Origin of the sequence: Flavobacterium sp. 245, from assembly GCF_004362055.1 — a bacterium.
Lineage (GTDB): Bacteria > Bacteroidota > Bacteroidia > Flavobacteriales > Flavobacteriaceae > Flavobacterium.
The window spans coordinates 121,877-144,685 of sequence record NZ_SNXB01000002.1; the positions used below are offsets into that span (position 1 = coordinate 121,877).

Consider the following 22,809-nt stretch of genomic DNA (forward strand, 5'->3'; position numbering starts at 1 on the left):
AGTTAAAACTGAGATGTAATTTTTATATTTGAAATTCCATTTTTAATTTTAATTATGTCAATATTTAAAAAATGTATTTTCTTTTTTGTCGCTTTAGTATTCTTTAGCTGTGGCTCTAAAAAAAATGTTTTAGAAAAAGTTTTAGCTTCTGATGACAAAAAGATAAAAGAAGTAATGAAAGATCCAAAGCAATATGAACTGCAAATCATCTACACTCAAATTGTTAGAAATGAAGGGAAAATTACTTTTAAAGATTATACTTATCATTTAGATGCATCTAATTACTTTTATCCAGCAAGTACCATAAAATTTCCAATCGCAATTCTAGCGCTTGAAAAATTAAATACGATTGCAAATACATCTGTAAATACCAATTTTACCATTGAAGGAAATTCTGAAAAATTAAAATTTGCAGATGAAATCACTAAAGTTTTTGCTGTAAGCGATAATGTGGCCAGCAGTAATTTATTTGAGTTTATAGGTTTTGACTATATCAATCAGAAAATGAAAGAAAAAGGATTAGAACCTTTCAAAATCACACACAGACTTTCTGGATCTGAGCCTTCAAATCCTCTTGTAAAATCGGTTACGCTATATAAAGATGACGGATCAACTGAAGTTTTTCCTTCAAAACTGAACGAAAAAAATACACCGCTAGTTCTTAATAACCTCGTAAAAGGAACTGGTTTTATGAAAGGTGATAAACTTGTAAATGAACCTTTTGATTTTTCTAAGAAAAATTATTACCCGTTAGAAACACTTCATAATACATTAAAAAGAATTATTTTTCCAGAAGCTTTTAATGAAAATGAGCGTTTTAAAATAACCGATAAAGAACGAGAGTTTATTTTATTTTCGATGCAGAATTTACCTCGAAATGCTGGTTATGACCCAAAAGAGTATTTTGACAGTTATTGTAAATTTTTAATGTTTGGCGATACAAAAAATCAAATTCCAGAAAACATAAAAATATATAATAAAATTGGTCAAGCATATGGAACCATGACGGAAACAGCTTATATAGTTGACACCGAAAATAAAGTTGAATTTATGGTTTCAGCAACAATGTTGGTCAATAAAGACGGTATTTTTAATGATAATGTTTATGAATATGATTCGGTTTCACTTCCTTTTTTTGCAGCACTTGGGAGGGAACTATATGCAAAATCTAAATTATAGATCAGGAAATAAACTATGTTATTTTAATTAAGAGTTAATTCTCCTAAAATTTCTTCATATAAAAATGGTCCGCCCGGATATGTAGCGGTATAATCCAGATTCATCCATACCTGACCGCGTTCGTCGATGTGATAATGTATTTTTTTGCCATAACTTTCTTTGACAAAAAGTACATTTTTTATAAGAAAATTGACTTTCTCCAAATCAATTAAAGAACCTATTAAAATTTCAGGATAAATATGCCCTTTGGTATGAATTAGCCTTGGTGTGCCACCAATAGAACGAATTGCTGCCGCCATTAAAATAGAATGATCGTCACAGTCTCCAGAAAAATACTGCAAAGATTCACTTGCAGTTGCAATATAATCGCCTTCTTTTGGATCATTTACATAATTCCATCGGCTATTTATTTCTTTAAAAACGGCAAAACATTGAATTGTAGTTCGATAGTCAGAATATCCTCTAATGCCTTTAAAATGCTTTGTTGTTGCCATGATAGCAAAATTTCGAACCTTCGGATTCTGATATTCTATTGCATTTATAATTTTTGTTTTATTTGGAAAAGGGAGCAGTTTTGCCACAATAATATCTTGCGGAAAAGGATTATCAGACATGGTATAAATCATCGAATTATAGTCTTCAGAAATCTCACTGAAACCATAATTTCCTATCACACTGCCATAAAATAACACCAGCAAGTAAACAGCAACACATAATATAATTATGGTTCGCAAAAGCATCAGCAGAAAAAATACGGCAGCAAAAACAAATAAAAAAATAAACACACGATCTAAATTGAAGGTCCAATTTAAATCGCGCAGATTTTGATGCAGAATGATGAATATCGGGATTGTAATTAAAAGACTTAAAACCATAATAATAACCCTATCCCAAGGTGATTTCACCTGTAATTTGGATTTTAATTGCGGAAAGTCAATTTTAGGGAAATTCATCATAAAAAATCAAAGCAGATTTTACAGCGCTTTTACCGTTTCAACAAAAGTACTTTTTTTATCAATAATTCCCAGATCAAATAATTGATTTTGAATTTTAATAAATGCTTTCTCGCTTAAATGTTTTTGAGACCACTGCGTTAGTTTTAACCATTCTTGAATATCTTCAATTTTTTGGTTAAAAAGCTCTGCTAAAGTTTTATCAATTTCCGGAATTTCGGCAAAATCGTGTGTTGTTTTATTGATGATTTCAAGGATTTTTTCAACCACTTTTGGATTTTTTTTCAAAAATTCATCACGAACCGTAATAACAAATGAAGGCCATGGAGTAGGGCAGTCGCCAACTCGTCTGAAAATACCTTTGTCAACAAGTGGTTTTGTCATAAAACGTTCCCACATAAAATAATCTGCTGTACCATTTGTCAAGGCTTCGACAGCGCCATCAATTGTATTGATAATTTCAAATTGAAGATCATCAGATTCCCAGCCTTGTTCCGCTGCATTGACATAGGCCATTAACTGGGACCCTGACCCAATTCTTGAAATTGCCACTTTTTTGTTTTCTAAATCTTTTACGGTTTGAAAATCTGATTTTGCAGCTACGTGAATTCCCCAAATTAAAGGAGACTGAACATAAATTTGGACAATTTTACTCGGATTTCCAGCTAGAATATCTTTGACAATTCCTTCTGTCAAAATAACGGCAATATCAGCTTCACCACTTCGCAGCATCTGGCACATTTTGCCTGTACCTTCTGGAATATCCTTCCATTGCAAATCAATATTTTCTGCTTCAAATTCGCCATTTTCAATGCATAAATGCCATGGCAAATTGAAGTGTTCGGGAACACCTACAATATTTACAGTTTTCATTACAGTTTAAGTTTAAGTTAAGTTGGTATGCGTATTTTAAGTTTGTTTGTTTAGTTTTTTAATAAATCAGCTCGGTGTTTTTCAGAAATGTACGGTTCTGCAAATTCTATTACTGATTGGTCTTCATATCCAATTAAAACATTTTTAACAATCGCATAATCAACATCTCTCACAATTTCGACTGCCAAGAATGTATCATTCAGACTTTCAGATATGCAATTAATAGCTTGAAGCTTCTCGCTAATTATTTCTTTATCAAAACCGCCTTCTAAAATTAATATCTGAACAATGGAATTACCTGAATGCTCAATAGTTTCTTTATAAACCAGCTTTTTTTCTTCTTCCTCATATTCGGCATAAAACAAATCTCCTGTTGCAATTGATGCCCCAAAAAACGGAATATTATCCAATCTGAAAAAACCTTTTTCAAGATTAATAATTTCGGCCCACATTGTTTCTGAAACGGTTTCTTCTAAAAAACTGCTATAATATTTAAATAAGATTTTTGTATGTCTTTCCTGCATTATTCAATTTCGCTGATTACAGCTTTTAAGGGTGATATAACAATACGATAACCATCTGGATCCTGAATCATTTTTCCGTTTTCATTCCAAAATGGATTAGTTGCAGTTATAGTTGAGATATTTAAATGTATAAGTCTACTTATCAAGTCATTATAATCTGCTATTACTTTTGGATATAGCACAATAACATCATCTTCATCAAAAATATGTTTCGCTACAGATTCTGATTGAGTAAATTCAAAATGCCAGTCTAAACCTGATTTTCCAATAAAAATACCATTGTAATTATTGTGATTTTGAAACTCTCCTAATTGTTCAAAGCCAAGTACATTTACGTAAAAATCTTCAATTCTTTTTAAATCATTGGTATGTCTTGCTACTCTTAAAAACATAAATTACGATTTTATTTGATTGACATGATGCACTAAATGTTCAACGTAATCCGTCATTAGAAACTTTAAATCAATAACTGATTCATCAGCCAATACAATTTTATAATCCAATGCTTTTTGATCAACCGATTTCATGATTCTAACAATTTGTCTGTTTACCGAAAACCACAATTGCGTTAATTCAGCAATAGGAATTGTTTGGTACTGATTCAAATCAACCAAATCCATTTGGCTGTAAGGCCTATGATGATAAGGTTTTTCTAAATAATTTATTTCAGTAAAACGAACTAAATTATGAATTCCGGAATCTATTAAGTGTCCTAAAATTTCTTTTTTTGACCATTTTCCAGGAATTTTTACTTCTAAAATTTCATCATTAAGCGTTGGAAAATAATTGATATTTTCGCTTAATAATTTCTCAAATTTACGAATAGCGTTTTCCATAAATGATCTCATTTTCTAATTGGCAAATTATCTAATTAATTACCGGCAATTTTATTCAAAGTATAAGTAATCAGCTCATCAACAGCTTTATAAGGATCTTCACTAAAAGTTCCTGAAGCACGATTGGCAATGATAGCATTTAAAGATAAGGCATTATGACCTAACAGTGACGAAAGCCCATAAATTGCTGCCGTTTCCATTTCTAAGTTAGTGATTTTATTGCCATCAAAATCAAAATTATCCATTTTATTGTTTAATTCTTCATCTTGAATGTTTAAACGCAAAACACGACCCTGAGGACCATAAAAACCACCGGCAGTTGCCGTAATTCCTTTAAAAATTTTATCCGATTCAATTGTTTTTTCTAAAGTTTCAGAGCAGGCAATTGCATAAGGTCTTCCTTTTCTGATGTCCCAATTGGTGTGCGTAGTAAAAGCATCTTCAATTGCAGCATTAGAAACTTCATCAATTAAATAGGAGCGAAGCATATTATCTAAACCAAGTCCAAATTTTGACATTACAAAACTGTCAACAGGAATATCAGCTTGCAAAGATCCTGATGTCCCAATTCTGATGATATTCAGTGAAGTCAAATTTTCTTTTGGCGTACGTGTTTCCAAATCAATATTTACTAAAGCATCAAGCTCATTTAGTACTATATCAATATTGTCAGGGCCAATTCCTGTAGAAATTACAGAAATGCGTTTTCCCTTGTAAATTCCGGTTTGGGTTTTAAATTCTCTTTTTTGAGTAGAAAATTCTATTTTTTCAAAAAACTGAGTGATTTTTTCAACTCTGTTTTGATCTCCAACAAAAATAATGTCGTGAGCTATATTTTCAGGACGAAGATTTAAGTGGTAAACACTTCCGTCTGGATTAAGTATTAATTCTGAGTTTTGTATCATTTTTTTTGAGGTGCTAAGGTTCTGAGTGGCTAAGGTTCTGAGTTTTCTTTTTGTTTCAAGTTTCAGGTTTCAGGTTGGAGTAACTTGAAACGTTAAACTTGAAACTTGAAACTTTTTTTAGCCTCCTACACGTTTCGTTTTAAATCCTTTTTCTTTTAAAATAGCCATAATCTTGTCACGATAATCGCCTTGAATAATGATTGAAGCATCTTTAAAAGTACCACCAACACTTAATTTTGTTTTAATTTCTTTGGCAAGAACTTTAAAATCTTCATCCGATCCTTCGTAACCTTCAATAATCGTAGTGGCTTTTCCTTTTCGTTTTTCGAATTTACAAATCATTGGTTCTTTTTGAACGTATAATACGTGTTCTTCGGCCTGAATTTCCTCAGGTTCATTCGATTCAACGTGATCTGGAAATAAGTTTTTTAATTGATCTTTAAAGTCCATAATTTTTTTATTCTAAAAATAAATTCCAACCATAAAAGTATTTAAAAATTAAATTCCAAACTCCAATAAAGCTTGGAATTTGGAATTTTAATATTTGAATTTATTTGAATTTTTATTTTTTAATTAAACCTAAATCTACTAAACGTTCGTATAAATAATCTCCCGCTGTAATATCTTCAAATTTCTTAGGATGCTCATCATCGATACAATTTTCAAGACAATCTAAGCGCATATCGCTTACTGGATGCATGAAAAACGGAATAGAATAACGTGAAGTTCCCCATAATTCTCTTGGCGGATTTACCACTTGGTGAATTGTTGATTTTAGTTTGTTGTTAGTATGTCTTGACAACATATCGCCAACATTAATTACTAATTCATCATCTGCAGCAATTGCATCAATCCATTCTCCATCATGATTTTGAACTTGTAATCCTTTTCCTTGAGCGCCCATTAAAAGTGTAATCAAGTTGATGTCACCATGTGCAGCCGCTCTAATTGCATTTTCCGGTTCCGTAGTAATAGGCGGATAATGAATTGGTCTTAAAATTGAATTTCCTTCTTTTGCATAATCATCAAAATAAAATTCATCTAAACCTAAATGCAAAGCTAAAGCTCTAAGGACGTAAACTCCCGTTTTTTCAAGCATTTGATAAGCTTCTTTACCAACTGCGTTAAAACGTGGCAACTCTTTTACTTCAACGTTTTCTGGATATTCTGACGCGTATTTTGAATCTGCATCAACATACTGGCCAAAATGCCAAAACTCTTTTAAATCTCCCTCTTTACGTCCTTTAGCATGTTCTTTTCCAAAAGATACATAACCTCTTTGTCCGCCAATACCAGGAATTTCATAATTATGCTTAGTTTCTACTGGCAAAGCGAAAAATTTTCTAATTTCGCTATAAAGCTCGTCTACTAATTGATCATCTAAAAAGTGACCTTTTAGGGCTACGAAGCCAATGTTTTCAAATGCACTGCCGATTTCATTTACAAATTTTTGTTTACGTTTCGGGTCGTCCGAAAGGAAATCACGTAAGTCTACACTAGGAATGTTTTGCATACTTTACATTTTTTATTTAAAGACGAAAGGTGTTGAAAAACCTTTCAGTAACAAAGGTAGAGAATATTTTAGAATTGAATTTTAAAAGTTATATTAAAATTGAAATATTATAACAAAAACAAATAAAATTGTTATAATTTTTTATATTTGGAACACTAAAAAAAACTAACCCAATGATCTTTTACAGACAAAATCTGACCGACGCTCAATTACTAGATTTATATAAAAAAATTCTCAAACCTCGATTAATCGAAGAAAAAATGCTGATCCTGATTCGTCAGGGAAAAGTTTCAAAATGGTTCTCCGGAATTGGGCAGGAAGCTATTGCAGTGGGCGTAACAGCTGTTTTAAACGAATCTGAGTACGTATTGCCAATGCATCGAAATCTTGGTGTTTTTACAACCAGAAATATTCCACTTTACCGCTTATTCTCGCAGTGGCAGGGAAAGGCGAACGGTTTTACTAAAGGAAGGGACCGAAGTTTTCACTTTGGAACTCAAGAATATAAAATAATCGGAATGATTTCGCATCTGGGTCCGCAATTAGGTATCGCAGACGGAATCGCATTAGCTGATAAACTTCAAAACAACAAAAAAGTAACAGCTGTTTTTACTGGCGAAGGCGCAACCAGCGAAGGAGATTTTCACGAAGCGCTGAATATTGCAGCAGTTTGGAAATTGCCTGTAATGTTTGTTATCGAAAATAATGGTTACGGACTTTCGACTCCAACAAACGAACAGTATTTATGCGAAAATCTAGCCGACAAAGGAATTGGTTACGGCATTGAAAGTCATATTATTGACGGAAATAATATACTTGACGTTTATAATAAGCTTGCTGAATTAAAAGAACAAATGCAGCGTGATCCGCATCCAGTGTTATTGGAATTTAAAACGTTCAGAATGCGCGGGCACGAAGAAGCGAGTGGCACAAAATATGTACCTCAGGAATTAATGGATGAATGGGCAGCTAAAGATCCTGTGACCAATTATCGCAATTATTTGACTGAAAAAGGAATTTTAACAGCCGAATATGACGTAGAGCTTCACAATGAAATCAAGCAAGAAATTGATGAAAATTTAGCCATTGCAAATGCTGAACCTGAGATTGTCCCAACTTATAGCGGAGAGTTAGATGATGTTTATAAAGATTTTGAATATGAAGAATATACGCATGGCGAAGAAGTAAAAAATATTCGTTTTATAGATGCTATCCGAAATAGTTTAGAACAATCTATGTGGCGCAATAAAAACTTAGTCATAATGGGCCAGGACATTGCAGAATATGGTGGGGCATTTAAAATTACAGAAGGTTTTGTTGATGCTTTTGGAAAAGAAAGAGTCCGCAATACGCCAATTTGCGAAAGCGCGGTAGTTTCAACCGGAATGGGATTATCAATTAACGGATATAAAGCGATTGTAGAAATGCAATTTGCTGATTTTGTGTCAACAGGTTTTAATCCGATTGTAAATTTATTGGCAAAATCACATTATCGCTGGGGCGAAAAGGCTGATGTTGTAGTTCGAATGCCTTGTGGTGGCGGTACGCAAGCGGGACCTTTTCATTCGCAGACAAACGAAGCTTGGTTTACCAAAACTCCAGGATTAAAAATAGTTTACCCTGCTTTTCCATATGATGCAAAAGGTTTATTAAATACTTCTATTAATGACCCAAATCCAGTTCTGTTTTTTGAACATAAACAATTATATCGCAGTATTTATCAAGATGTTCCAACTGATTATTACACGATTCCGTTAGGAAAAGCAGCAGTTTTAAAAGAAGGAAATGATGTTACCATTATCGCCTTTGGAGCGCCAGTTCACTGGGCATTGGAGACATTAGCCAATAATCCGGAAGTTAAAGCTGATTTAATAGATTTACGAACATTGCAGCCTTTAGACACCGAAACTATTTTTGCATCGGTTAAAAAGACAGGAAAAGCAATTATTTATCAGGAAGACACTATGTTTGGCGGTATTGCGAGCGATATTTCGGCATTAATAATGGAACATTGTTTTGAATATCTTGATGGTCCGGTAAAAAGAGTTGCCAGTTTAGATTCGCCAATTCCATTTACAAAAGCTTTAGAAGATCAGTTTCTGGCAAAAAACCGTTTTGAAGAAATCCTTTTTGATTTATTGAAATATTAACTATAAAGGTCTTTCCGTTTTGAAGAAAGAACATTTTTTCTATCTTTAAATCGAATAAAAAACCAAATTATGAAAAAACTGTTTGTTTCTATTTTTGCTGTTTCGTTGCTTTTTTCTTGCAATAAAAGTGCTAAAACAACTGTCGACAAAGCTTTAGATGAAAAGTTTGACCGATATAAAGATAATCTCGTTGATAATTTATGGAAGATCTATCCAGGCTGGGCCTCTGGAGTTGGATTTCATAAATACGACAGTCTTTTAGTTGTTCCAGATGCTAAACAAAGCAAAATAGAGCTTGATTTTGCAAATGCACAACTAGATTCTTTAAAAAAATATGATATTGAAAGTTTGTCTGATAACAACAAGACCGATTTTCAAATGATCAAAAATCAGCTTGAAGGAACGATTTTTACCATCAAAGAATTAAAATCATCTGAATGGAATCCTGCAGAATACAACGTTTGTGGCTCATTCGCAGAAATTTTAAACGGAAAATACGATTCATTAGAAGTTCGTCTGCGTGCTTTTAACATCAAAATGAATGCTATTCCGGCTTATTATGAGGCTGCAAAAAAGAATATCAAAAACCCAACAATTGAACATACTGATCTTGCAATTGATCAAAATATTGGAGGTGCTGCTGTTTTTGAAGGTGAATTAAATGATGCCTTATCAAAAAGCAAACTTAATGAAGCCGAGAAAAAAGAAATTCAGGACAAGGCAAAAATTTCGGTGAAAGCGATAAAAGATTACGCAGAATGGCTTAAAAACTTACCAAATAAAACACCTCGTTCATTTAGATTAGGCGCATCATTATATGCAAAGAAATTCAACTTTGATATTCAGTCAAGTTATTCTGCTGATGAAATTTATAAAATTGCCGTTGATCATAAAAATGATCTGCATGATAAAATGTTTGTTATTGCAGATAAATTATGGAAAAAATACAACGGAAACGCACCAAAACCTGCTGATAAACTGGATTTGATAAAACAAGTCATTGATAAAATCTCACTGCAACATACAACTCCAGAGAAATTCCAATCGGAAATTGAAAAACAAATTCCAGAGCTTACGGCGTATGTAAAAGCAAAAGATCTTTTGTATATAGATCCGTCTAAACCTCTAGTGGTTCGTAAAGAACCTGCTTATATGGCGGGCGTAGCGGGTGCTTCAATTTCTGCTCCTGGTCCTTACGACAAAAATGCAAATACGTATTATAATGTTGGAAGCATGTCTGGATGGACTGCTGAAAATGCAGAAAGTTACCTGCGCGAATACAATGATTATATTCTTCAGATTCTAAATATTCACGAAGCAATTCCGGGACATTATACGCAATTAGTTTACAGCAATCAGTCACCAAGCATTATCAAATCTATTTTAGGAAATGGTGCAATGGTTGAAGGTTGGGCAGTTTATGCTGAAAAAATGATGCTGGAAAGCGGTTATAAAAATTCTGATGAAATGTGGCTGATGTATTATAAATGGAATTTAAGAACAACTTGCAACACGATTTTAGACAACAGCGTTCATACTAAAGACATGTCTAAAGAAGATGCGATGATATTGCTTACTAGAGAAGCTTTTCAACAACAGGCAGAAGCAGAAGGGAAGTGGAAGCGCGTAACGCTATCTCAAGTTCAATTATGCTCTTATTTTACAGGATATACAGAAATCTACAACTTGAGAGAAGAACTTAAAAAACAAGAAGGAGATAAATTCAATCTGAAACAGTTTCATGAGAAATTCTTAAGTTATGGAAGTGCACCAGTAAAATATATTAAAGAATTGATGCTTTCTAAAGAGTAAAATTTGCAACTATTTTAATAGAAAAAAGGTTTGATTAGATTTGTTTCTCATCAAACCTTTTTTCATTTATACATTTTGAATGAATTTAAAAGAAGAATTAAACACAAGAATTAAACACAATCTTGTCATAAATGACAAACAGCGTGGATAATTGATAAAAAAAATCCGTTTTATCCTCGTTTAAATTATTTTTAAATAACAACAACAAGCCTTTTACCATCAGTAACTTCAGCATTCCACATTTTTTCAATGTCGACTAAATTGACTTTTTCAATATTTACTTTTAATTTGTTTTGAGAAGCCAAAAGAAACATTTCAGGAAGAATTTCCGAAAACAACAATTTCACTTCGTCTCTCGTCCAGCTTCCTAAACCAGAACCGGACAATTGAAGATCAACGCTTCGTAAAATTTGTGCCGATAATTGAATCAAATCTCCAGACATTGCACCTATAGAAACATATCGCGTTTTATGCGTAAAATTTCCGTTTCCTTTTAAAACAGAAAAAATAAGTTCTGCTGAATGTCCCCACAAATAATCCAAAACAATATCAATTGGCGTATTTTGATGAATTTCTTTTAGTTGAGCAACCAGGCTTTCATCATCTTGTTTTAAAGAAACAATTTCATCGGCACCTAATTCTAAAAGACTTTGAAGTGTTTTGTCATTTCTTCCAGTAACGATTATTTTTTTTGCTCCATAATGTTTCGCAATCTGAATCGCCATTTGTCCTGTAAAACCAGTTGCTCCATTAATTAAAACCGTTTCGTCAGATTTAATTCCGGCTCTAAAACAGAGCGCCATTGCTGAGCCTGCAACTGCATTTGGCATTGCGGCAGCCGTTGCGTCGTCAATTCCGTCTGGCAATGCAACCATTCTGCTTTTTTCAACTAAAGCTTTTTCGGCAATTGTTCCGGAGATACCGCGGGCATAAACTCTGGTTCCGTTTTCAAGCAAACCAATCGCGTCACTGCCAATTATGGTTCCATTCTGATTTTCTTTTTCTGAAGAATAATGTCCTCCGCTTGCAATTCCTTTATCCAGATTTGTAATAGCAACGGCTTTAACTGATATTAAAATCTCGTTTTCATTTGTTGCAATTGGTTCTGGAATTTCTACATATTTAGGTAATTCGTCTTTTCTATAAACTACTGCTGCTTTCATAATTATTAAATTTTATGAAGCAAAATTATAAAGGCGTTTATAGGCAAACGATAACATTTGTTATCAAATGCAAAAGCACTACTTTTTGTGAGCCAATTTACTTTTGATTCGGCTTAAATGAACAGTGGTTACGCCAAGATAAGAAGCAATATAATGCTGAGGAACACGCTGAATAATTTGAGGTCTTTCTTTAATTAAACTTAGATAACGTTGAGTAGGTGAATCTTTTATAAAAGAAACAAAATATTTCATATAATCAAATGTACGCTGAAAAAGCATGTTGATTAATCGATCTCTAAGTTCCGGAATTTCTTTTATTTCTTCCAAAATTTTATCAAGATCATTTTTATGAATCCACCATAAAACAGAAGGTTCGATAGTTTCAACAACAACCGGACTTGGTGATTTTTTTATGAAACTTTCAATCGAAGCCACACTTTGATTTTCGAAAAAAAATTGTGTTGTTAAATCTTTTCCGTTATTATTGAACCAAACTCTAATACAGCCTTTTTCGATTATAAAAAGCTTTTTAGAAATCTCTCCTTCTTCTAAAAGAACAGCTTTAGAAGGAATTTCAATACGATTGAAATAGTTAGTGTATTCAAGCCACTTTTCGTCGGTTAAAGGGAATTTATTTCGGAATTGACTGAACATTTCACTACATTAATTCAATTCCACTTCAAACAATTGCACCTGACTTTTAAGTCTATCAATTAACAAATTCATCATTCTTTTGTTTAAACTGGATGAATTTTGAATATAGGTTTCATATTCTTCAAGAGTAAAAAGCGCCATTACAATTCCTTTTAAAGAGTTTCTGAATTTAATGTCTTTTTGAATGGAATTTTCTATTGTCTGAAGTTTCTTTTCCACAGAATAAGAATAAAAATCGGCTTTGTTTTTATTGACGTAATTTATAAAAACAGCAATAAATAAATCATTTTGCAGTTTTAAAATGGGTCTGATCGTTTGATTTTGAAACAATTCATCTGCCGAAGACTGAGCACTGACAGTTCCTAAAGTTTCACCTCTAAATTCTCTTAAAAAATTATCTCTGTCTGCCATGTTTTTTCTTTAAATTTAGAAAAAATTAGAATACAAAAATTAAATTGAGATATAAGTTATTCAACAAAATATATTAAATATACTTTTATCAAGTATGTGGTTTTAAAAATTTATTATGAACAAAAACTCGTTTCCTTTTTTCCTATTAATTATGATTTTTGTTATTTCTTGCAACTCAAAAGAAAACAAAAATGATTATCAAGAAATCGTTTATCTCGCCGTAAATCAAAAAGACACTGCCTTTTTGACAATCAAAATAAATGAAAAGCGTTTTTATGGACGCTACGAAATTCTTTATCATCAGCTTGGGAAAGATTCTGGCGATGTAAGGGGAGATATCAAAGGAGATACACTAAGAGGTGATTTTCATTTTATTTCTAATGGAGGAAGCTGGAAAAGAGTTCCATTAGCTTTACTCAAAAAAGACAAGAATTTACTTTTAGGAAATGGAGTAGTAGGAACTTATATGAATCTTCCGTGCTTTATTCAAGGAACATTAAATTATAATGAACCAAAGTTTGTTTTTGAAGAGGTTAAGTACTAGTTCAGTCCCAGTCGCAGTATTCAGTTTATAACTGTGATTGAATACTGCGATTGAAAACTTACCTATCTAAAACCTCAATCTTTGAAGGCAATTCAAATATTTCAAGATCAAAATATTCTACAGAAGCCATAACATGGTCAAAAATATCAGCCATGATATATTCATAATTTGCCCAGCGTTTATCACTTGAAAAGGCATAAATTTCTAGAGGAACTCCATGCGCAGTTGACTGCAGCTGACGGCACATAATATGCATATCTTTATTCAATCCTGGATGCGTTATCAGATATTGCATAATATACTTTCTGAACAAACCTAAATTGGTCATATTTCGGCCATTAAGAGCTAGTGTTTTATCAACTCCTCTAAGATCATTGTATTTTTCAATTTCTGCTTGTCTAGAGTCTATATAAGAGGAAATTAACTGCACTTTTTTCATTTGAGCCAAATCTTCATCATTTAAGAATCGGATAGTGCTACTTTTTATTAAAACATGTCTTTTGATTCGGCGTCCGGCTGATTTTTGCATACCGCGCCAGTTTTGGAACGAATCTGAACTTAATGCATACGTTGGAATTGTTGTTATCGTATTATCAAAATTTCGAACTTTTACCGTTGTTAAATTGATTTCGATCACATCACCGTCGGCACCAAATTTGTCCATTGTAATCCAGTCGCCAATTCGAACCATATCGTTTATCGCAACCTGGACACTCGAAACAAATCCAAGAATTGTATCTCTGAAAATCAAGATAATAATGGCCGAAAGTGTCCCTAAAATGGTAAGTAGTTCGCCTTTTTTAATTCCGAATAAAGTCGAAATAATAATCGCAACACCAAAAATCCAAAGGACAATCATGATAACCTGAACAAAACTGTCAATAGGTTTGTCGCTGTATTCAGGTTTTTGCTTTAAATAATCCCGAAGTGAATTAAATATTGTGCGGACAATCCATAATCCCAACAATACAATATAAACGCCTACTATTTTTCCGAAGATAGATTCCCAGTATTCATATTTATCTAAAATAACCGGAACTGCTTTATAAATAAAGAAAAACGGAATTAGGTAAGCCGTATATCGAGTGGTTTTGTTCTGAATTAAATAATCGTCAAATTTAGTTTTAGTTCGTTGCGCAAAAACAGCAGTCAAAGTCACCAAAACAAATTTAGCAGCATAATAAATGATATATGCTAATGCGACTAAAATGACAATATTGAAAATAAGACTGGTATAAGACGCAACATTGCGACTCATTCCCCAATCTCTAAAAAGCGGATATAAAAAATTAAATATTTTATCCAAAAGCTTATGCATTTGCTTTATTTTCTAAATATTTTTTCTCGATGTAAAAAGTTCCAAACGGAATAAGAGAAGCTATCAAAATGATTCCGAACGTTTTTAAATCCCAGTTCATTGATTTTTTTAATAAAAAAGCAAGAATAATGTATCCAATAAACAAAACGCCGTGTGTCATTCCCAGCGGGCGCAGTAAAGTATGATAAAGTTCAGGATTGTTGGTTTTAATAATAAGCATATTTGCAAATAATACTAAATATGATATCCCTTCTAAAATGGCAGTAACTTTAAAAATCTTGAGCATGTATATGTATTTTTTGAATTTATAGAAGCAAAATTAAGTATTATGGTTGGTTTTTGAGTTATGTGTCAGAAAAGTAATTTATTTTTACACTCTTAAACTTTGATAATGAGCAAACGCGATTTAAAAAAATATTTAGCCGAATTAAGTAAAGAACAGCTCGAAGAACAGCTTATTGAGCTGTATGAAAAATTCATTCCCGTAAAAACATATTATAATTTTGTTTTTAACCCAAAAGAAGACAAACTTTTACAGGAATCAAAGGTTAAAATTTCGCACGAATATTTTCCGATTAAAAAGCCAAATGCAAAATGGCGTCCGAAAGCAAAAATGCGTCGTTCTGTTGCTCAAAAAATAATTAAGCATTTTATTTCGCTTGGTGTTGATCCTTTTATAATTGCCGATTTGATGTTATATAATATTGAAATTGCTCAAACTTATTCTTCTCAAAATTTTATAAAGCAGGAATTATTTTACAAAAGCATATTTAATTCATTTGAACAGGCAGTTAATTTTTTAATTTCAAACGGAATTTTAAATGAATATAAAGCAAGAATTATTGCAATTCATGAACAGACTGTTGAACAAAAATGGAAAAATAAATACGATTTTAGCGCTATTTTAGACAAAATCGACCTTTAAATGCACTTCTCATAAAAAATCTTTATTTAAAAAAAACATTATTTTAGGTTAAATTACAATGAATAACTGTTTTTTAGGTGTATTTTTGCAAAAATCCAAAAATAAACAATGTCTCAAAACACTTTAGAAATAGAAAGAGAAGAGAAAAAAGAACTTTATGCGTACCAAAAAGGCGATATTGATGCCATTTTTGACCGCTTAGACAATGCTCCTCAAAAACACCATTTATTGTATCAATTGCCAACTGGTGGAGGTAAAACGGTAATATTCTCAGAAATTGTACGTCGTTATTTATCAAATAATGATAAAAAAGTGGTTGTTTTAACACACCGTATCGAACTTTGCAAGCAAACGTCAAAAATGCTGAAAGGCTTTGGCGTAAGCAATAAAATAATCAACAGTAAGGTAAAAGAACTTCCTGATCAAAATGATTATTCTTGCTTTGTGGCAATGGTTGAGACTTTAAAAAACCGTATTAATGATGAAAAACTTCATCTGGATAATATTGGTTTGGTTATTATTGATGAGGCGCATTATAATTCCTTCAGAAAATTATTAAACTCATTTAAGAATGCTTTTATTTTAGGAGTAACAGCAACACCTTTGAGTTCTAATATAAAATTACCAATGCACCAAAGTTATGACGAACTTATTGTCGGTGATACTATTGGTTCATTGATTGACAAAGGATTTTTGGCCAGAGCAACAACGTATAGCTACGACGTTGGTTTGACTTCATTAAAAGTGGGTATCAATGGAGATTATACCGTAAAATCATCTGATGATTTGTATACCAACACATTAATGCAAGAAAAACTGCTTCATGCATATACAGAACGTTCTTTGGGTAAAAAGACCTTGATTTTCAATAACGGTATTCATACATCATTATATGTATATGATACTTTTAGAGAAGCCGGTTACGATATTAGACACCTTGACAATACAAGCAGTTCTGAAGAACGTAAAGATATTTTGGCATGGTTTAAGAAAACTCCAGATGCAATTTTGACTTCGGTTGGAATTTTGACAACTGGATTTGATGAGCCAACTGTTGAAACGATTATTTTGAACAGAGCCACAAAATCGCTTACATTATATTTCCAGATGATTGGACGAGGATCTCGTAAATTGCCTGGAAAAGACGAATTTACTGTAATCGATTTAGGAAACAATGCAGCCCGTTTTGGATTGTGGAGCGAGCCGGTAAACTGGCAGCACATTTTTAAATCTCCAGAATTTTATCTTGAGAATTTAAGAGATGACACTGAAATTGAAATGTTCTTTAAATACAGCATGCCACCAGAATTGCGAGCAAAATTCAGCAAAACTGCCGATGTTACTTTTGATGTTGATGAAGAACATAAACTGGCAATTAAGCAAAATTTACGTTCAAAAATTGTTTTGGACAAATCATTAGAACAGCATGCGTCAATGTGTGTAGATAATACCGAAACACTGCAGGAAGCAAAATCATTAGGAAAAGAACTTGATGATGATATTGAATGCCGTATTAAGCGTTACGCAAAATGTTTAAGTCAATGCAGTAAAAATTACCGCGAATGGCTAATTGATGATTATAAAAAGAATATGACTTTGTTAATCGGTAAAAAATATCGTGAAAAAATCATGAACGAACCAGATTGATTTTAAAAAAGTTGCAAGTTTTAGATTTCATGTTTCAAGTTGTTGGAATCTAAAACAATATGAATAATTTAAAAGGAGAAATCGCATTTCAGAATAATTCATTTCGAATGTGATTTCTCCTTTGTTAAATTTACCAAGTTTCTGTGTAACTTGAAACCTGAAACCTGGAACAAAAAAACAAAAAGATATGTCTAAACAATTCTCAGCATTAGGAGTTTCAGCGCCAATTTTAAAAGCTTTAGGCGAATTAAGCATTGTTGAACCAACAGAAATTCAGCAAAAAACAATTCCGTTGCTTTTATCTGAAAAGCATGATGTTGTTGGTTTAGCCAAAACAGGAACAGGAAAAACAGCCGCTTTCGGATTGCCGTTATTGCAATTAATAGATACTGAATCACCTGTAGTTCAAGCCGTAATTCTAGTTCCGACAAGAGAACTTGGACATCAGATTTTTAGAAATTTAGAAGATTTTTCTAAACATATTCCAAATATTTCGATCGCAGCAACTTGTGGCGGAATTCCAATTAAACCGCAAATCGAGCGTCTTACACAGCCTACACATATTATTGTTGCAACGCCAGGACGTTTAATTGATTTGATTCAGAGAAAAGCGGTCGATTTAAAACAGACTCAATTCTTAGTTTTAGACGAAGCCGATGAAATGATTTCAATTCTGAAAGAAAGTCTAGACGAAATTATTGCTGAACTTCCAAAAAAACACCGCACACTTTTGTTCTCTGCAACTTTGCCAGGAACAATCAAACAACTGATTCAGAATTATTTAAATAAAAATGTAGTTCAGATAAGTGCCAGCATGGAGACAACTGGAAATCAAGGAATTGATCACCAATACATTGTAGTTGACCCTATTGAAAAACTGGACGTTTTAATGCATTTTTTAAATTCAAAAGACGGCGAACGTGGTATTATTTTCTGCAAAACAAAAGCAGCCGTTAATAAATTAGCTAAAAATTTGGCTATAAATCGTTTTTCTTCAGGAGCAATCCATGGAAGTTTAACGCAGGGGATTCGTGACCGAATTATGGAGCAATTTCGTGAAGGGCATATCAATATTTTAATTGCGACAGATCTTGCTGCAAGAGGAATTGACGTTGCTGCAACTACCTATGTAGTAAATTACCATTTGCCAGATACTTATGAAAACTATGTTCACCGCAGCGGGCGAACTGCTAGAGCAGGAGCAAAGGGACTTTCATTAACTGTTTTACAAGAAGAAGAAGTAACTGAAATTCCTGATTTTGAAAAAGAACTGGGCATTAAATTTACCAAATTTGAGAAGCCTTCGGCATTAAGTTTAGAAGAAAACAATACGCTTTTATGGGCAAAACAAATCTTTAAAACAAAGCCTAATCACGATATTTCAGCCGATTTGAAAACAAAAGTAAAAACTGTTTTTCATCATTTGACAAAAGACGAATTAATCGAAAAATTACTAGCAAATTATGTCCTTCAAAACAAAATCGATGTAGTTGAAAAACCTGTTAAAAAATTCAAAAAGTAATAAATCTGACAATTGTCATTGCATATTAAAGTTGTATATTTATAAGGAATTATTTTATAATCCTACTTAATATACAGCATATATGAAGATAATCATTATAGGAGGCGGTTTTGCAGGAATCAATCTTGCGAAAGAACTTGTAAATCAGCCTCAAATAGAAGTAATCCTCGTTGACAAGAATAATTACAATTTTTTTCCGCCACTAATTTATCAAGTTGCAACGGCTTTTTTAGAGCCTTCAAGTATTAGTTATCCTTTTAGAAAGTTTTTTGCAGGCAAGAAGAATTTGCAGTTTCGTTTGGGAGAATTACTTTCTGTAGTTCCTTCTGAAAACAAAATCATTTTAAATAATGGTGAATTAACATACGATCGTCTGATTTTTGCTACAGGAGCTGAAACTAGCTATTTTGGCATGGAAAACGTTATGAAAAACGCCATTCCGATGAAAACTTTAAATGATGCCATCGAAATGCGTAATGCACTGCTTAAAAACCTTGAAAAAGCAGCTATTTGTAAAGATATGCGCAAACGACGCAAACTTTTAACGATTGTTGTTGCCGGAGGAGGACCAACAGGAGTAGAAGTTTCTGGAATGTTTGCCGAAATGCGAAAAAATATCCTTCTTAAAGAATATCCCGAATTAGAAACATCAGCAAGTAATGTTTATTTAGTTGATGGAGGAGATGCATTGCTTTCGCCAATGAGCGAAGCTTCGCAAAAAGATACTTTAGAGGCGCTAACTAAATTAGGCGTCGTTGTTAAACTGCACACACGCGTTACTGATTATGTAAATGACACGGTATTTTTCGAAAATGGAGAAACCATCAAAACTAAAAACCTAATTTGGGCAGCTGGAGTTTCAGCAAAAATATTCGACGGAATTCCGAAAGAAAGTTATGGCCGAGGCAAACGTATGGCAACAGATCAATACAATAAAGTCAACGGATTAGAAAATATATACGCGATTGGTGATACTGCAATTTTAGCTGGCGATAAAAATTTCCCGGACGGGCATCCGCAAGTGGCGCAGGTTGCCATTCAGCAAGGATTAAATTTGGCCCAAAATTTTAAAGCAATGGTTCATAACAAAGCTTTAAAACCATTTATGTACAAAGACAAAGGCTCAATGGCAATCATTGGAAAAAACAAAGCCGTGGTAGACTTACCAAGTCCGAAATGGCATTTTAAAGGATTTTTTGCTTGGATTATTTGGCTGTTTATCCATTTGATTTCGCTCATAACATACAGAAATAGATTGCAAACTTTCTGGAATTGGATGGTTGCTTATTTCGCAAGTGATCAGTCTCTTAGGATGATTATCCGACCAGATAAAAAACAACAAAGTGAATAAATAAATTAGAACAAAAAGCCAGAATTTAAATTCTGGCTTTTTAATTTAATTCAAAACTTCTTCAGCTGTGGCGGGATCAATTACTCCTAAAATTTGATTTACCGAATTGGCTGGAAAACCTCCCAATTTCGCATGTTCATAAATCATTTCTTCATTTGGCGCAATATAAATACAATAAAGCTTATCGTTTGTTATATAACTGTTTACCCATTGTATTTTTGTTCCTAATTGATTTAATACTCCGCAGGAAGCCTGAGAAATACTTTGAAGTTCGTCAGATGTAAGTTTGCCAGCATTTGGGATTTCTCTTTCAACAACATATTTCGGCATAATAATTCGAAATTTATTCCTACTCGTGTGGCTTTTCGGTTTCGCCCCGTTTTTCAAATGGTATCTGGATTCCATTTAATTTTAAGCACTATAAAATTAATGAAATAAAATGCACGTAAAACGTTATTTATTGATTTTCAAATAAATAAAAATGACTAATTAATGAACAACTACAACATCATCTTCAGAACTAAACTCGACTTTCTTTTTTATAAATCGCTTTCCAACATTTAAAACGATAAAAGCAATAAAGGTTGTGACAGTCATAATAAGAACCATAGGCGCTACAGAATCCTTAACAAAGATTCCAACTGCAAACGATGCAATTGACCCTAAACCTAGTTGAATTGCTCCCATTAAAGCTGAAGCGCTGCCAGCATTTTTAGCAAACGGAGCCATTGTAAGTCCCGCCGTATTTGGGTTTGAAATTCCCAAACAGCCTAAAAACACAAAAAGCATTGCTATAGTCTCATACAATCCTAGTAGATTATTTAAAGAAAGCACAAGAAAAACAATACTAACAACAGATTGCAAAATTAATGCGCCAAAAATCATCTGTTCACTTGAGAATTTCTTCAATAAAATGGAATTTAACTGACTAGAACCTATAAAACTAACCGACATAAAAGCAAAAATCCATCCATAAGTTTTAGCATCAACATGATAAATATTCATAAAAATGATAGGTGAGGCCGCTACATATGTAAATAATCCCGAAAAAGCAATTGCTCCAGTAAATGCGTAAGTGTAAAATTGAGGTTCCTTCAAGACTTTTAAAAAATTCGAAATAATAGGTTTTGGTTTTAATGATATTGAAACATCAGGTTTATAGCTATTTGGCAAACCAATTTGAGAAGCAACTAAAATAGAAATCCCCATAAACATTAGGATAATGAATACGGTATGCCATCCGTAATCTTGAGTCACATAACCGCCAATTGTAGGCGCTAGCATGGGAGAAAGTCCAAGTACAAGCATTAAAAGTGAGAATACTTTTGGAATATCTTTGACAGGAAACAAATCACGAACCATTGCTACAGAAGCAACAGTTGCCGCACAGCTTCCGATTGCCTGAATAAATCGCAACGAAATAAACGTATCAATATCAGTCACATAAGCACAACCTAACGACGCTAATATGTAAACCATCAAACCCAAAAATAAGGGCTTTTTTCGTCCAAAACGGTCTAGTAATGGCCCATAAAGCAATTGTCCGGCAGAAATTCCAATAAAATAACTTGATAAACTCATCGAAACTTTTGCTACGGATGTGTTCAAATCCTTCGCAATATCAGAGAAACCAGGAAGATACATATCGATTGAAAAAGGGCCAAGTGCAGTTAAAGAGCCTAAAATCAAAATAAGTTTAATATATTTTTTTGTTGTCATTTTCTTAAAAAATTGCTTATAATCTCAAATTATCATTTAATATTCACTATCTTGTTAGATATAATAACATTTTAACAAAAAAAATGGCAATTATGTAAGTTTTCAAAAATGTTTTGAAACTTTAACCACAAAATTTAAATTATGAAAAAAATCACTTTATTATTAGCGTTTATTTTTACAACTATTTCATTTGCTCAAACCATTGTATCAAAACAAGAAGATGCAAATGTAGAACAATACGAACTTCTAAAAAAAGTAAATGAATATTATCCGGATATTACGTTAAGCAAAACAGTTACGAATTTTTATGCTGACGGAAATATTATCGATTCGCAACAGCAATTTGATTTAAAAGGCACCAAATTTTCAAGTTATAAACTAGGAATTGAGCCAGGAAATAAAAAATTATTATTTGAATACGTTTCAGACGAAACTGGAAAAGTTTTTGGAGATGTACAACTTTTTAAAGGAAATGCTTTAAGAACAACATTCAGCGACAAAACAAATCTAATTGAAATCTCACTTAACGGAAAATCCGTTTATTCAAAAAAATTAAATTAAATTTTCAAATAAGAGAATTATATAGCATCACGAATCAAACGTGATGCTTTTTTATTGAATTATTGTAGATCAAATGCAACATAGCTTTTAAATAAGAGACAGATTAAGCAGTGCATAGCTACTATATTAATAAATTTATTCATTTGTACACGGATTTAGTTCCATAGAAAGATAATTATATTTGAACTATAATTTATAGTATGATTTGCAGTATGTCCAAGAAGATGTTAACAACTTTATCAACAGCAT

24 protein-coding genes are annotated in these 22,809 nt (G+C 32.6%); 9 read left to right on the plus strand and 15 right to left on the minus strand.

Annotated features, from left to right (window positions below; genetic code table 11):
• The first annotated feature begins 54 nt into the window (after window positions 1-54).
• Window positions 55-1,179 (plus strand): serine hydrolase, encoded by a 1,125-nt coding sequence (locus EV145_RS03825; RefSeq protein WP_133523909.1) that lies wholly within the window; start codon window positions 55-57, stop codon window positions 1,177-1,179.
• Window positions 1,180-1,202: 23 nt separating this feature from the next.
• On the opposite strand, the gene EV145_RS03830 is transcribed toward EV145_RS03825, so the two are convergent.
• The 8 genes from EV145_RS03830 to EV145_RS03865 all read right to left on the minus strand — a co-directional run bounded on the left by EV145_RS03830 (window position 1,203) and on the right by EV145_RS03865 (window position 6,783).
• Window positions 1,203-2,135, minus strand: coding sequence for a transglutaminase (locus EV145_RS03830; RefSeq protein ID WP_133523910.1), 933 nt, complete (start codon window positions 2,133-2,135; stop codon window positions 1,203-1,205).
• 18 nt (window positions 2,136-2,153) lie between these two features.
• The gene (locus tag EV145_RS03835; protein ID WP_133523911.1) at window positions 2,154-3,005 is read right to left on the minus strand and encodes a substrate-binding domain-containing protein; all 852 of its coding nucleotides are present in this window, start codon (window positions 3,003-3,005) and stop codon (window positions 2,154-2,156) included.
• A gap of 50 nt (window positions 3,006-3,055) precedes the next feature.
• Window positions 3,056-3,529 (minus strand): DUF4265 domain-containing protein, encoded by a 474-nt coding sequence (locus EV145_RS03840; RefSeq protein ID WP_133523912.1) that lies wholly within the window; start codon window positions 3,527-3,529, stop codon window positions 3,056-3,058.
• Window positions 3,529-3,921: a VOC family protein gene (locus tag EV145_RS03845; protein WP_133523913.1), complete on the minus strand. Its 393-nt coding sequence runs from the start codon at window positions 3,919-3,921 to the stop codon at window positions 3,529-3,531. Before EV145_RS03845 ends, EV145_RS03840 begins: the two co-directional genes overlap by 1 nt.
• A 3-nt stretch (window positions 3,922-3,924) precedes the next feature.
• On the minus strand, window positions 3,925-4,365 hold the full coding sequence (locus EV145_RS03850) for a DinB family protein (protein WP_133523914.1): 441 nt from the start codon (window positions 4,363-4,365) through the stop codon (window positions 3,925-3,927).
• Between the two features lie 35 nt (window positions 4,366-4,400).
• Entirely contained in the window at window positions 4,401-5,270 is an 870-nt protein-coding gene (locus tag EV145_RS03855; RefSeq protein WP_133523915.1) for a nucleoside phosphorylase, read from the minus strand.
• A 117-nt stretch (window positions 5,271-5,387) separates the two neighbouring features.
• Complete coding sequence (locus EV145_RS03860) at window positions 5,388-5,720, minus strand: translation initiation factor (RefSeq protein ID WP_133523916.1); 333 nt, start codon at window positions 5,718-5,720, stop codon at window positions 5,388-5,390.
• A 112-nt stretch (window positions 5,721-5,832) separates the two neighbouring features.
• Entirely contained in the window at window positions 5,833-6,783 is a 951-nt protein-coding gene (locus tag EV145_RS03865; protein WP_133523917.1) for an isopenicillin N synthase family dioxygenase, read from the minus strand.
• 173 nt (window positions 6,784-6,956) lie between these two features.
• On the opposite strand from EV145_RS03865, the gene EV145_RS03870 reads away from it, so the two are divergent.
• Together EV145_RS03870 and EV145_RS03875 are read left to right on the plus strand one after the other, a co-directional pair.
• Window positions 6,957-8,933 carry a thiamine pyrophosphate-dependent enzyme gene (locus tag EV145_RS03870; RefSeq protein ID WP_133523918.1) on the plus strand — a complete coding sequence of 659 codons (1,977 nt, stop codon included), beginning with the start codon at window positions 6,957-6,959 and terminating at the stop codon, window positions 8,931-8,933.
• 69 nt (window positions 8,934-9,002) lie between these two features.
• Window positions 9,003-10,745, plus strand: a complete 1,743-nt coding sequence (locus EV145_RS03875) for a DUF885 domain-containing protein (protein ID WP_133523919.1) — start codon at window positions 9,003-9,005, stop codon at window positions 10,743-10,745.
• 191 nt (window positions 10,746-10,936) lie between these two features.
• Here the strand turns inward: EV145_RS03875 and EV145_RS03880 are convergent, their stop codons facing one another.
• From EV145_RS03880 to EV145_RS03890, 3 genes are all read right to left on the minus strand, one after another.
• Entirely contained in the window at window positions 10,937-11,908 is a 972-nt protein-coding gene (locus EV145_RS03880; RefSeq protein ID WP_133523920.1) for a zinc-binding alcohol dehydrogenase family protein, read from the minus strand.
• A 78-nt stretch (window positions 11,909-11,986) separates the two neighbouring features.
• Entirely contained in the window at window positions 11,987-12,562 is a 576-nt protein-coding gene (locus tag EV145_RS03885) for a Crp/Fnr family transcriptional regulator (RefSeq protein ID WP_133523921.1), read from the minus strand.
• Between the two features lie 9 nt (window positions 12,563-12,571).
• Window positions 12,572-12,973, minus strand: a complete 402-nt coding sequence (locus EV145_RS03890) for a glyoxalase (protein WP_133523922.1) — start codon at window positions 12,971-12,973, stop codon at window positions 12,572-12,574.
• A 115-nt stretch (window positions 12,974-13,088) separates the two neighbouring features.
• Here EV145_RS03890 and EV145_RS03895 point away from each other — a divergent pair, with 115 nt between their 5' ends.
• Window positions 13,089-13,517, plus strand: a complete 429-nt coding sequence (locus EV145_RS03895; protein ID WP_133523923.1) for a hypothetical protein — start codon at window positions 13,089-13,091, stop codon at window positions 13,515-13,517.
• 58 nt (window positions 13,518-13,575) lie between these two features.
• On the opposite strand, the gene EV145_RS03900 is transcribed toward EV145_RS03895, so the two are convergent.
• Both EV145_RS03900 and EV145_RS03905 read right to left on the minus strand, forming a co-directional pair.
• Window positions 13,576-14,835 carry a mechanosensitive ion channel family protein gene (locus EV145_RS03900; protein WP_133523924.1) on the minus strand — a complete coding sequence of 420 codons (1,260 nt, stop codon included), beginning with the start codon at window positions 14,833-14,835 and terminating at the stop codon, window positions 13,576-13,578.
• On the minus strand, window positions 14,828-15,121 hold the full coding sequence (locus EV145_RS03905) for a DUF3817 domain-containing protein (protein ID WP_133523925.1): 294 nt from the start codon (window positions 15,119-15,121) through the stop codon (window positions 14,828-14,830). The genes EV145_RS03900 and EV145_RS03905 overlap by 8 nt, the downstream gene beginning before the upstream one ends.
• A 105-nt stretch (window positions 15,122-15,226) precedes the next feature.
• Between EV145_RS03905 and EV145_RS03910 the strand changes: the two genes are divergently transcribed.
• The 4 genes from EV145_RS03910 to EV145_RS03925 all read left to right on the plus strand — a co-directional run bounded on the left by EV145_RS03910 (window position 15,227) and on the right by EV145_RS03925 (window position 20,280).
• Complete coding sequence (locus EV145_RS03910; protein WP_133523926.1) at window positions 15,227-15,760, plus strand: DUF6155 family protein; 534 nt, start codon at window positions 15,227-15,229, stop codon at window positions 15,758-15,760.
• Window positions 15,761-15,868: 108 nt separating this feature from the next.
• Window positions 15,869-17,407, plus strand: a complete 1,539-nt coding sequence (locus EV145_RS03915) for a DEAD/DEAH box helicase (protein ID WP_133523927.1) — start codon at window positions 15,869-15,871, stop codon at window positions 17,405-17,407.
• A 187-nt stretch (window positions 17,408-17,594) separates the two neighbouring features.
• Window positions 17,595-18,929, plus strand: coding sequence for a DEAD/DEAH box helicase (locus EV145_RS03920; protein ID WP_133523928.1), 1,335 nt, complete (start codon window positions 17,595-17,597; stop codon window positions 18,927-18,929).
• An 82-nt stretch (window positions 18,930-19,011) separates the two neighbouring features.
• On the plus strand, window positions 19,012-20,280 hold the full coding sequence (locus EV145_RS03925) for an NAD(P)/FAD-dependent oxidoreductase (RefSeq protein WP_133523929.1): 1,269 nt from the start codon (window positions 19,012-19,014) through the stop codon (window positions 20,278-20,280).
• A gap of 45 nt (window positions 20,281-20,325) precedes the next feature.
• Here the strand turns inward: EV145_RS03925 and EV145_RS03930 are convergent, their stop codons facing one another.
• Together EV145_RS03930 and EV145_RS03935 are read right to left on the minus strand one after the other, a co-directional pair.
• Entirely contained in the window at window positions 20,326-20,610 is a 285-nt protein-coding gene (locus EV145_RS03930; RefSeq protein ID WP_133523930.1) for a DUF4242 domain-containing protein, read from the minus strand.
• Between the two features lie 159 nt (window positions 20,611-20,769).
• The gene (locus EV145_RS03935) at window positions 20,770-21,999 is read right to left on the minus strand and encodes a multidrug effflux MFS transporter (protein ID WP_133523931.1); all 1,230 of its coding nucleotides are present in this window, start codon (window positions 21,997-21,999) and stop codon (window positions 20,770-20,772) included.
• 141 nt (window positions 22,000-22,140) lie between these two features.
• Here EV145_RS03935 and EV145_RS03940 point away from each other — a divergent pair, with 141 nt between their 5' ends.
• Window positions 22,141-22,560 (plus strand): hypothetical protein, encoded by a 420-nt coding sequence (locus EV145_RS03940; protein WP_133523932.1) that lies wholly within the window; start codon window positions 22,141-22,143, stop codon window positions 22,558-22,560.
• Window positions 22,561-22,809 lie beyond the last annotated feature (249 nt).